Annotated in this window: 6 protein-coding genes; 3 read left to right on the top strand and 3 right to left on the bottom strand. The window is 30.1% G+C overall.

Translation table 11 applies throughout. The annotated features are described in order from the left end of the window. The first annotated feature begins 238 nt into the window (after positions 1-238). The 3 genes from ACFQ1U_RS04135 to ACFQ1U_RS04125 all read left to right on the top strand — a co-directional run bounded on the left by ACFQ1U_RS04135 (position 239) and on the right by ACFQ1U_RS04125 (position 3862). Positions 239-2161 carry an ATP-binding protein gene (locus ACFQ1U_RS04135; protein WP_386105614.1) on the top strand — a complete coding sequence of 641 codons (1923 nt, stop codon included), beginning with the start codon at positions 239-241 and terminating at the stop codon, positions 2159-2161. A gap of 185 nt (positions 2162-2346) precedes the next feature. After that, complete coding sequence (locus ACFQ1U_RS04130) at positions 2347-3150, top strand: hypothetical protein (RefSeq protein WP_386105612.1); 804 nt, start codon at positions 2347-2349, stop codon at positions 3148-3150. 142 nt (positions 3151-3292) lie between these two features. Next, entirely contained in the window at positions 3293-3862 is a 570-nt protein-coding gene (locus ACFQ1U_RS04125; protein WP_386105610.1) for a hypothetical protein, read from the top strand. A gap of 187 nt (positions 3863-4049) precedes the next feature. Here the strand turns inward: ACFQ1U_RS04125 and ACFQ1U_RS04120 are convergent, their stop codons facing one another. From ACFQ1U_RS04120 to ACFQ1U_RS04110, 3 genes are all read right to left on the bottom strand, one after another. Further along, the gene (locus ACFQ1U_RS04120) at positions 4050-4553 is read right to left on the bottom strand and encodes a hypothetical protein (protein WP_386105608.1); all 504 of its coding nucleotides are present in this window, start codon (positions 4551-4553) and stop codon (positions 4050-4052) included. Between the two features lie 2 nt (positions 4554-4555). Next, positions 4556-7855 (bottom strand): Eco57I restriction-modification methylase domain-containing protein, encoded by a 3300-nt coding sequence (locus tag ACFQ1U_RS04115; RefSeq protein WP_386105606.1) that lies wholly within the window; start codon positions 7853-7855, stop codon positions 4556-4558. A gap of 97 nt (positions 7856-7952) precedes the next feature. Beyond that, positions 7953-12440, bottom strand: a complete 4488-nt coding sequence (locus ACFQ1U_RS04110) for a zincin-like metallopeptidase domain-containing protein (protein WP_386105604.1) — start codon at positions 12438-12440, stop codon at positions 7953-7955. Positions 12441-12500: the final 60 nt, after the last annotated feature.

Here is a 12500-nt window from a genome sequence, read left to right as displayed (position 1 = left end):
TGTAACTAGTAAGATAATACCTGTTAATCGCTTATAAAACACACACACTTTTTAGAGTTACTTTTTTGTTGAATTTCTTAAACTATGATAATTGATTTATATAACTAGTTATAAAATAATGTTTTATATTTAAGCAAAAAACAAATTGCTATCTGATAATATATTAATAGGACTTAAATTTCTATATTAAAAGTTCAGTTTAACCACTAGTTGTTAGCAAGCTGACCAAAAAAAAACTATGAAACTAAGCAAACTTAAATTAAAGAATTTTAGAAGTTACTCTCAAGAAACTGAAATACATATTTCCGACTTGAATGTAATAATTGGAAAAAATGACATCGGTAAATCTACAATCCTTGAAGCGTTAGATATTTTTTTCAATGGAAAACCTGATAAAAACGATTTATGCATTGAAAATGATAACAGTAAAATTGAAATTACGTGCGTTTTCACCGACTTCCCGGATGAACTTATTTTAGATGATACTATCGCTACAAGTCTTTCCAACGAATACCTTCTAAATCCGGATGGACAACTTGAAATAAAGAAAATATTTCCAGTTTCAGGTTCCGGAAGTGTTTCAGAAGAATCAGTTATTATTTGTGATTATCCTGACAACGAAAACCTTACAGACTTACTTTCCAAAAAAAGAACAACACTAAAACTACAATTTAAAGAATTAGGAATTAATCCCGAAGGTGTTAATAGATCAAAAAGTAAAGAATTAAGAAGTGCCATTAGAAATCATTTTTATGAGGATGGCCAAATAACAACTCAAATAACACAAATAAAAATTGACGGAAGATTAGACAATGAAGATAATAGAAAGAAAATTTGGGTAAATCTTAAAAAGTATTTACCACTATACTCTTTATTCTTTGTTGATAAGCCGTTAAATGATCAAGATTCCGATATTCAAGACCCAATGAAGGAAATTATAAAAGAAGTTCTTAAACGTGATAATATTACTCCATTACTACAACAACTTAAAGAAGCTGTTCAAGATGCATCTACTAATCTAGCTGATGAAACAATTAATAAATTAAATGATTTGGATTCGGAATTAGCGGAAACCTTACGTTCTAATTTCCCTAAAGAACCAACTTGGAATTCAATATTCAAACTAACTTTAGAAGATCATAGAGGTGTTCCTCTAAATAAACGAGGGAGTGGAATGCGAAGGCTTGTTCTATTAAGTTTCTTTAGAGCTCAAGTCGAGAATAGAAGAACAGCAAATGCACCAAATATAATATATGCTTTAGAAGAACCTGAAACATCTCAGCATCCAGATTTTCAATTAATGATTGTTAATGCCCTAAAAGAACTTTCTGAAACTGATAATGCACAAGTATTTTTCACAACTCATAACTCTAACTTGGCTAAAGAGATACCTAAAAGCTCGTTAAGATATGTTTATTCAGAAAATGGTCGAGTAAATGTAGAGAGCGGTCTTAATGCTGACGGAACAGATAATGAACAAATAATTGACCGAATTATTGAAACGCTTGGAGCATTACCTGACCCTAAAAATAAAGTTAAAGTTCTAATTTTTGTAGAAGGAGAGAATGATATCAATGCTTTAATAGGTTTAAGTAAGATATTAAATACAGCAGATAACAATGTAATTAATTTAGAAAACAACGAAGCTGTCGCATTTATCCCAACAGGTGGTTCGCAACTTAAATTTTATATTGAGAAAAAATATTTAGACGGTTTATTACAATCACAAGTTCATATTTATGACTCTGATATTCCTGCGTATGTGCAAAGTGTAGAAAACTTAAACGCAGAAGGAGTACATACCAAAATAGGATTTAATACCACAAAAATTGAATTAGAGAATTACCTTCATCACGAAGCAATAATTGAATGTTATAGAGACTTAAATATCAATATAACTTTAACTGAGATTATAGATGATGAAGATGTTCCAAAAAAAGTGGCTATAGCAGTTCATCAAGAAACGAGTAATACAGATTGGAATACAATAAATCCTGATCCAGTTAAAACTGAAGAGAAGCAAAAGAAAAAAATATCAAAAGCTAAGCGTCAGTTGAATAATCTAGCAATTGAAAAAATGACAGTTGAGCGATTAACCGAACGAGGTGGATTTGAAGAAATTAAAAGTTGGTTAGATACAATAAAAGCATTTGTGGAATAAATTCAGTGCGCAATAAAGTATAAAAATAATAATAAAAAAGGTCTGTTATAGTCCGAAAAGTTAGTGTATAAAAATCCGCTACTATTCTTATACGAGACCGTTGCCAGTAATTTGAAAATACCTGTTAATGGGTATTTAACTAATAGAAGTTTTCGAATAATTTTAAAACCAAAACCAACCATATTATGAAAAAACATTTCTTTGCATTAGTCCTTTTGATAATGACTTTAAACAGTTACGGACAAAAAACTAAATTTTTACTTGAGGAAAACTTCAAAGATTATATCCCTATTTCTCCAATAGAATATGAAAGTCCTGTTGTTATTGCAGATACAATTGGTGTTTTTGATACTTTGACTGTAAGAGAATTAGCGACCAATCGAATTAAACTTGACAAGTTTTTAACTGACCAGTCTGTATTTGTAACTATTGAGAAAATTGATGAAAATGGAAGTATCTCATATGCTGGAGCAAGTGCCACAGTCGAAAAAGGAAGTTATACAGTAAATGTAGACTTCGTTAAATTCAATACTATTGATATGATTCAAGAAAATGGAAATTGTGGTGGATTGGCGAAAGTTGGTGTTGGATTAAGAATCAGAGCGAATATTGAAACAAGAAAAGCTGGTTTAAATATTGGAAATTTATTTGGACTTGCTGTTGCGGCAGAAAAAGGAAAGCTAACAGGAACTTTAAGTTTTGATGTAATTGGAATAGACTCTAAAGAAGTTACAACATTACTTCCTATTCCTTCTGAAATTAGCCAATCGTCTATCCAAAGTGCCTTACAGGCTATGGCCACTATAAAATCAAAACTATATGATAACGACACGCAATTACACCCAAAAATAGTCGCAATAAAATTAACTGACGGATGTGGAATTGATGGTTTGATTGCAAAAATGAAGGAAGAAGCGGAAACAATTAATAAAAACATTCAGCAACAACAACAACAACAACAACAACAACAACAACAACAAAGAGGATAAAAACTGCTGACAACAACTGCTATAATAAGTAATTGCTAGTTTTCGCCAACTTCTTAAAATCTTATATATAGGTCTATATTTCTATTTTTTTACTCATTAGACTACTTAGCAGATTACATGCATAACCATAATTTAAAAATCAATGAATCAAGATAAAATTAACGATCTGCTTTTTAACAGTTTAGAGCTCCATCAAAAAAAGCAACATAGGTATTTTTTGTTATTGTTTGTTTTTCCTTTAATTTATTTTTTATTAAACAACTCTTTTGTTTCAGAAGTTAAAACACCTTTAATTTCGGTAGAAAAAAACGAAATTATTTTACTTTGTTTTCCATTTATTTATGCAATACTGTTACTTATATCTATTTTACAAACTGACAAAGTCAATAAAATTAGAAAAGAGATTGAGAATATAGGTAATTCTTTACTAACTGAAAAAATATTGGATTTATTAACTCCAATTTCAATTATAAGAGAAATACTAAGTGAAGTGTATTCAAATAAAGTATTTGGTAAATTTGGAATGATAGTGATTTTCGTTCCAGTTCAAGCCTTCTGTTTATTATTTCCATTTATATTTCTTGGTTGTATAATTTACAATAATTTCATGTACAATGGTGAATTTAATGGAATAGCAGTATTGTGTGGGATTATGGGATCATGGGCATTTATTCCTACTTTAATTAAATTAAGTTCAATTATAAAGAAATAAATTGCTCTAAAAAGTTAATAAATTAAATTTTTCTAATCATGATTGTTCTTGTTTATTAAATAATCTCTTCATAACTAAATATTATTAAGAACTTTTATTCCCTGATCCAAATCATAAAACACATATTATTTTGTCTATTGTATCGTTTAATTAATAGATTTACTTTGGGTTAACTAAATATATTTATTTAGTCTTCAAAAAATGATTCATCAAGTTCTAAATAATAACTTGATTTAGCATTTGAGTTATCCATCTCTTTCTTCCACAATTCTTTTATTATTGGTTTACTATACCAATATTTCATTCCCTCTTTCCAACTATTCCATACTTTTTTATTTATTCTATTTTTCTTATACCAATAATATTCTTCTGCACAAAGATTAAAATAATCGTAAACTTTGTCTTTTTCTTTAAATGATAAATTCTCTAATGTTTTATTAGACTCTGTAATTTTATAAAGGCATTCATTTAATTCTGAATACCTCAAATTAAAGTCGCGAAACAGCTCTTTAAAAAGTTTATCATTTTCCATCTCTGTTTTAGTTATACCAAAATAAATAGTAACAATCACACCTAAAGAACCAAGGAATAATTTGTCATCATATTCAAAATATAAATACGTACTGAATGCAACTAAAACTAATATTAGAGCTACAATTGGAAGTTTATAAATATTAAAAAATCTCTTCATAACTAACTATTCTCAACAATTTTAATTTCTTCTTCGGTTAAGCCATACAGCTCATACACCATTTGGTCTATTTCTTTGTCTGTTTGGTTGATTTGCGTTTGTAGCTCTTGCGCTTTTTGTTTGTTTTCTTCAAATAGGTCTAACCATTCAAACTCGTCTTTTTTGGTTAGGATTGGTATCTCGACTGCGCTCGATATGACACCCTCTGCAACTTGTTTAGCACGTAGTTTGTTATTTGCTTTTATGGCTTTGTTTAGCTCTTTTATAAAGTCTCCAAAGGCTAACTCGTGCCAGTTTTGAAGTTTTTTGGATAGTTTTTCTAACTGGAATTGTGAGGTTAGATATTTTTGGAACTTGTTTGAAATTTGTTTTAAATCTTTAGTGAGTTTTAAAATTTTATCTGCAAAATCAATAAAGTTATTTTGTTCAATCAATTTTAAATCAGGAATTCTAAACTCTTTTATATACTGAGGTCTGTATCTTAAGTATCCTCCTCTTATTGAATTACTATTATTAATTACAAAATATTCAAAAAGAGTAGAGTTAAAAATTAATAAAAGTGTCTTATAATTTATAAAGTTAAAATCTTCTTTAATCTCAAGACTACATACAGTTCTAACATGCCAATTTTTATTTTCATCGATACTAAACTGGGGTCTAATTGAAATATCAGACCAAATTAATCGAGTATTATCATATTTATATAGGTTTTTTGGATAAACATACGAATACCAAAAATCGCCTTTCATTTTCCCTTTATTTCTTTCCTCTAAACTAATTTTATTTTCAATTAAATATTCATACAAATTTTGATTTTCTAATTTAATTTCCCTTTCAAGCTTAAACAAAGTCTTATTATCTTTATAAGGCACAATTACATATTGATTATTAGCTTCATAATAATAACGCTCTAAGTCTGCACCTTTAAGAACTGGATAAATTAGTTTATTATTTGAAAAATTGAAAGTGTCTAAATACTTATTATTTGAGCTTAAAATATAAATTGAATCTGCACCTGTCTCAATTCCTGTGAAAATTTTTGCAATATCATTTATTGAATATTCACCTTTTATATCAATTGTTTTTTGAAACTGCCAGCCAATACCACTAGAAGACATTTCAATTTCAATAAAATCTTCTTTATAGCTATAAATATCTCTAGGATTATTATCATTGATAAGTAAATAATGAGTACCACAATTAGAGCCATTGGTATATGTTATAACACAACAATAAGTCGTGGCATCTTCAAATATTTGATAATCCTTAAAATCTACATATTCAATTATATTGCAATTTTTATCAAGAAAATTTCTAATTCCTTCTCCTGTTTTTGTAGAGGTAAATTTTGACGGGTTTATAAATGAAATAATCCCCTTTGTATTAATAAGAAATGATGCCTTTTCTAAAAATAAGATGTATAAATCAAAATTATAAGTTGCACTAGAATATTTTTTCTCTAAATATGAAATTTCATTCTCATTACTAATATTTTGCCTTTTAACATAAGGTGGATTACCAATAACCACATCAAAACCACCTTTTGCAAACACTTGTGGGAACTCGGTTTCCCAGTTAAACGCTTTATCGCCTGCTACAGCTTTGCTATCTATTAAAGAGTTACCACATTTAATATTACTACTTAAATCGTTTAGTTTGCGTCGTGGTTGGGCGGTACGCAACCATAACGATAGTTTCGCAATTTCTACACTTTCTTCGTTCAAATCCACCCCGTAAATATTGTTTTCTAAAATGGTATTTTCAATATCTGGAAATTGGAATCCGCCACCCAAAACTTTTGTTTTTAATTCATCAATATATTGGTGTTCGGCTATTAAAAAATTTAAGGCTTGGTTTAAAAACGCACCCGAACCGCAAGCGGGGTCGCAAATGGTAAGTTGCAATAACCAATCACGATAAACATCTAAGGTATCTACTAACTTTTGTAATGTAGCTTTTTGGCGTCCTTTACGTCCTTTGTAGTATTCTTCTTCTTTAAAACCTAATTCGGTTTTCTTTTCGGCACATAGTTTACCAACCGTATTTTCTACAATGTATTTGGTAATGTATTTAGGTGTGTAAAAAACACCGTCTTTTTTACGTTTGCTTTTTTGCTTGTCAAACTCACCGCCTTCTATTTCTGCATTTACACTTTCAATTTCATTTAACGAATTTTCAAAAATATGCCCTAGAATATTAACATCTACTTGACTTTCAAAATCATAAGCAGCTAATTTACTAGTGTGTTTGTATAGCAGTTCACTGTCAATATCTAAACTATCTAAGGTTTTATCTTCTTTAAATAAACCACCGTTATAGGCGTATATTTCGGCTCTGTTAGTTGTGCCTGCTCTACCTTGGTCTAAAAATTTAAAATATTGTTTAAATAGTACGTAAAGTGGTCTATCGTCCCCAAAATCTACATCTGCCTTCCATTTATCTAATATTTGTTGGGTACTGTTTGGGGGTAGTAAACCTCTATCTTCTGCAAAGAAAATAAATAGGTAACGGTCTATTAGTTTTTGTGATTTTTTAAAGAGTGTTAGCTTAACGTTTTTTTCAAGCTTTATTAATTCTGCTTTTTCTGTTTCAGTTAAATCATCTGCCTGTTTAGTAGCTATTTGTATAGATGCATTATTTTTTAAAGATTTTGCATTTCGTTTAACTAAATCTCTATACAGTTCACGTTTAAATAACGAATAATCTTTATAGAATTGCTTGGTAATTTGTTCTTCTTCAACTACCGAAGCTTCTTTTATTTTTAAAGGAGTATTGCTTAGTATGTTGTCTTTTTGCAAGCAAACGTATAATAGTTCAAATCGTTCTGGTGTTAGTTCAAATAAGTTAAACTCCTCAAATTCTGTGGCATCGTTAATGTAAAACCTTAGTTTTTCAAAGTTTGAAGTAATTACATATACGCATCCTTTCTGGTTGGCTTTATAATCGAATGCTTGTTTACGAATGCTTTCTAAATCTTTAGTTTTAGTACCTTTTAATTCAATTACCCCAACAGCAACATCATCATTTAAAATAGCACCATCTGCTTTACGTGCATTGTTTTGGTTTTTGTATTCAGCTACTAAATTATAATCTGCTTTAGGTTTAAGCGTGTAGTCTAAAATATTAACAAATAACTCTGTTAAGAATATACCTTGGTATTCTTCTTCTTTAGAACTACGTATATTGTCTTGTATGGTTGGGTTTAAAAAGTACTTAGTGTATTTTTTATATGCTTTGTTTATGGCATCACTATTTTGTAACTTTTGATAATGTTTTAATACTGATGGTTGAAATAATGACATTAATAGCTAATTTTTAGATTTCTAAAAATATAAATATTAATGTAAAAGAATGGTGTTTACTAAACTAAAACTTAAATATATTATATCATGTTAATTGCTACCGTATCACAACATCACAAAACTCTTCTTCCATTTTAGAAGTTAACCTACCATGTAAAATATTGTATTGAAGCTGATCTAAAGATTTATTTTGATAACGGTTTTTATTGGCATACACGTAGTTTTCTTCAAAACGCTCAAACTTTTCGGTAAGTAATACGATATCGGCATCAAATTGAGATTTGGTACCACCACGCATTTTTCCATCACTAGTTTGTTGAAAAATTACAATAAATAATTTGCCATTGTATTTTTTACGTAGGTCTTTATCAATTTCAAAACCGCGTTCAATTTCTTGCATTTTCGCAAAACTATCAATTACAATAACTTCATTGTTTTCAATGAGTTTATGTAAGTCTGAAGTACTATTAATTTTTGGAGCTTCAATATTATGCAAACGTTCAGGAGCAATGTATTTATCTGCTTTTTGCCAGTATAAATTACTATCAGGAGCTTCTTCAATACTAGCATGCCCAACGGTGTAATGTTTGGCAAAAGCATTAATTAATCGAAAGGCAAAGGTTGTTTTTCCAGAACCTTGTCCACCTGCGGAAGTAATCACCACACTTTCGGTTTGTTTAATTTCAATATGTCCTAAAAACTCATTGATATCAGCATCATCAATATTGTAAAATTCTACCTTTCTATTTTTAAATTCTTGCCGTTTTTCAGCTAAAGAGTTTCTTCTTGTTTTTGGTTGATTATTGGTTTTTAATGGTTTAGGGGTTTCTTTTTCCGTTTTATTCCTGGTAACTGAAGGTGCAATAACGGGCTTTTTTTCTTCCGTAATTTTAATAGGTTCTATTACTACATCAATAAAACCATCTGCATTACTATCAGGCTTTTTTCCAAACAAAGCCAATTGAGTAGCTTCTTGTTTTTCTTCTTCATTTTTAGGTTTGTTTTGCTTGAATGGTTTTTCTAAAAATACGGTAATTGTATTTACACCTGTAGGCTTAAATGAGCTTTTAAAACTACCTGAAGGATTTACTTTAAACCATCCATACTTATTAATAAAGTCGTTAAACTGTTGACGTTTTTTAATTCGGCTACCTTCTTTATTATTTGCCATAATAGCCATTAATCGACCACCATCCTTCAATAATGAAAATGCGTGTAATACATGATCGATGTCTTGATTTTTTTCAAACGGTGGATTCATTATAATTACATCATACTTTTGTTGATGTTTTAAAAAATCCATGTTGATAGAATCAAACCCTTTTAATTCACAGATTTCATGTAAAGTGGTAACTTTTTCTAGTAAAGTAAGCTTATTGTCAGGGTATTCTTTTTTAATTACTTCAGCCATTAATCCAATTCCTGCTGAAGGTTCTAAAATAGTGTCTCCTTTTTCAATAGTAAGATTTTCCAGTAATTTAGCTGTTAACTTTTTAGGAGTTGGAAAAAAGCCATCTATTTTAGTTAGTTGAACTTCCTGTAATAATTTTTTCAGTTTATTTTCTTGCTCTTGATCTTTGTTATAAATATCAACTTCTTTGTAGGCTGTTAATACCTCTCTAGCTGCCTGTCTTAGTAGTTTAAAGTTATTACTCCCAATAATATTTAATAAGCGTTTATGCCTTTTGTAACCATCCAATACAAATACATCCTTTGATTTTTCTTCTTGCATTATTTTATCAAAGTCAGGCATTAATGTAGCAGGGATGTAGGCTATGTATTTTTTGTCGGCGTTTACAAATAAGTTCTTCAGTAACCTTTTAGCAAGCAACTTGAATCCTTTTTTATTTTCGTATCGCTTTAATAAACTAACCACTACTTCCTTATTAAGGCTTAATAAGGTAGGTTGTAAATATGGTTTGATATCTGAAAACTCAATTTCGTTTTTAATGATATCTTCTTTTTTAGGAGCATTAGAAGTAAAGAAATTACGATCTTTTTGATTTCGCATCCAGTCAAAAGCAGCTCTTTCGATTACTTGTATTAAACTATCAACTTCCGTTAAATATGCTAGATTTTTAACTGCTACAATTTCATTGTTTTCGATACGGTTAATTAAGTTGATAGCAATTTTATTGGTTCTGATAATTTCTTCTTGGTCATAAATTACCGAACTACTAATAGATTGCCTTCTTCTTGTATTGGTGAGCCTTGGTCTTTCAATATTGTTATAAGCTTCAGTAATTCTATCATAACAGGCTTCTTTTAACTTTTTTAAACGCTCTTTTTGTTTAGCTTCTTTAGCTTTAAAATAGTGCTCTGGATCATATTCTTTAGTACCCTTTTTAATTGCAGTTTCAAAAGCTTCACTTTGTTCTTTTGTTTTAAATATAAAGCCTGCAATCGCACCGTTTTTATTATACGAGCTATAATACCCACCATTAGACTTGGCTAATGAGTTTAACTTTTTAAAAACATCTCTTTCAACTCTATCTACTATTGATAATACATGAATAATATCACCTGTTTTAGTATGGGTATTTTCATTGTATTCTAACTCAACATCATTAATCTCAACATTGTTATTTATGCGTTGTTGATAGTTAAGTCTTTCAATTTTTTGCTTTTTTTGTTTTTGATGATAATCAATTACAAAAAGTTTATCGTAGGCTGCTAATTGTTTGTCTGTTAGTTTATCTTCTCCTTTTAATCGGATAAAATTTTGAAATTCCTCTAAAGTCTCTGGATTTTTAAAGGATTTTTTTAAAGTATCTATTTTCTTTTTTCGTTGGGCTTCTTTCTCTCGTAGTCTATCTAATAACTCCTGCAAATATTTTTCATCCGCTTTATTTACAATTTCTCCTACTTTCTCTTCAAAAGTATTTTGATACCCAACCATTACCGAACTATTGATAAATAGAAACAGTAAATTATCATAGTAGGCATTTACATAATTATCTTTTTTACCTGAAGCATAGACCAATCTTTTCAGTTTGTCAAGCGTATAGGTTTTAGCAATGCTTTCCTTTAACTCTTTTTTACTGTTTATGGTTGTTTTATAAGCAGCTTTGTAATAGGCTAACGAAACGTTATTTTTGTAAAAAGGCTGTACCATTTCTTGCCATGCTGCATAGTCGTTGATTTTTGCAGGTGGTAGTTTTTCATCCGAATTTTTCTGAAGTTCTTTTTTTAGTTCCTGATAAAATTTAGGTTCACCATGCTCATTTACTTGCAGTAAGTAATCCGCTGCTTTTTGCGCAGCCGAAGCAGCACGCATCAGTAAACGGTTGTCCTTTTCCATAAAAGAAATAGCAAGCATCCAGTTTTTAATGTATTCCGCATGATTTTTATTGGTTTTCCATAAAATCCCCGCTTGTGCCGATAAAAATACCGAGCCAAATTCTGCTACCAATTCTTCTTTGGCATAGGATAACGAACCAAACTTACCGCTTAAATCCCTGTGTAATCTTTTTTTATGAGCCGTAGAATGTGTAAGCTCATGGAATAGCACACGGTAATAATCTTGTGAGTTTTTAAACGAGGAGAAATCAGGTACAAAAACAAGATCTTTATTCCCATCATAATACGCTTGTCCATTAGGACTTACTTTAATTGGTGCAGCATCTTTAGGCAAATGTTTTATGATGCTTTCTGCAAAAGCAATGGTTTCTCCTTGGTTGGGTTTGGGAGCTAAATAGCCAAGCTTGGCTTTTTGAAGGTCTGATAATTTTTCCAATTCAAAATCGATTCCTTCAATATCCGCTCCGTTAAAAACCTTGTAATATTTTAAAATAGGAATGATTTTCACCAAGGTATCAAACTGTTTGATATCATAGCCCTTAGATTTTAAAAACGCCACCATTTTCTCTTTTTGATACGTGCCAAAGTTGAGTTTCTTCTTTTTATCTTCAAATTGATACAGTCTGGTAAAATAGACTACAGGCAATCCTTTAGCTCCTTTGTTAAGCTTTCCTTTTAAGTCTTTAATCTGATTGAAGGTTAAGAAATAAGGATTGCTAAAAACGCTGAATAAATCCGAGTTTTTAAGTAAGATATAATTGATTCCTCGATACGGTTTTTTAGATACAAAATTGGTAGGTGTTAAATACCCACCGTTTGTCAGGGTATCATCCCATTCTTGGGTATATTCAAAACCTGAAGCCTTATCAATGGCTTGTATCATGCTATCGGTAATCATTTGATAAATGGCATCAGGTGATACAGGCGCGTTTAAGGCTTCAGGACTGTCTTTTTCTTCTATACATTCCAATCCTGCTAACAGTTCTTCAGGAATTTCTGAAGGCGGAGTTCTTACGATATTTCCTCCAACAAATTGCCAGCCTGCTTTTAAGTTTCCGTTACTGTCTAAAGCATCATTGATGCTCACGGAACTATTGGCAGACTGGTTGTATTTTTTGATTTCAAGCGCAAAGTAATCTTCATCAGGATAGGTATTTAATAGTTTAGCTATCCTGTACACAACATGGGTATTGTTTTCTTTTTTAGCCTCTTCTAACAGTTGTTGTAAAGTTGCTTTATGAACGTTGGTATTGTGTAATTGTTGAAATTTACGTGTTGTAATCATTAACTGTCAGTAGTTTTATAAAGTAGGTAAAGAGAAATTCCTGCGGTTACTATTCCGAGG

The organism is Tenacibaculum geojense (genome assembly GCF_042676005.1).
Taxonomy (GTDB): domain Bacteria; phylum Bacteroidota; class Bacteroidia; order Flavobacteriales; family Flavobacteriaceae; genus Polaribacter; species Polaribacter geojense.
This window is presented reverse-complemented; position numbering and strand designations above follow the sequence as displayed.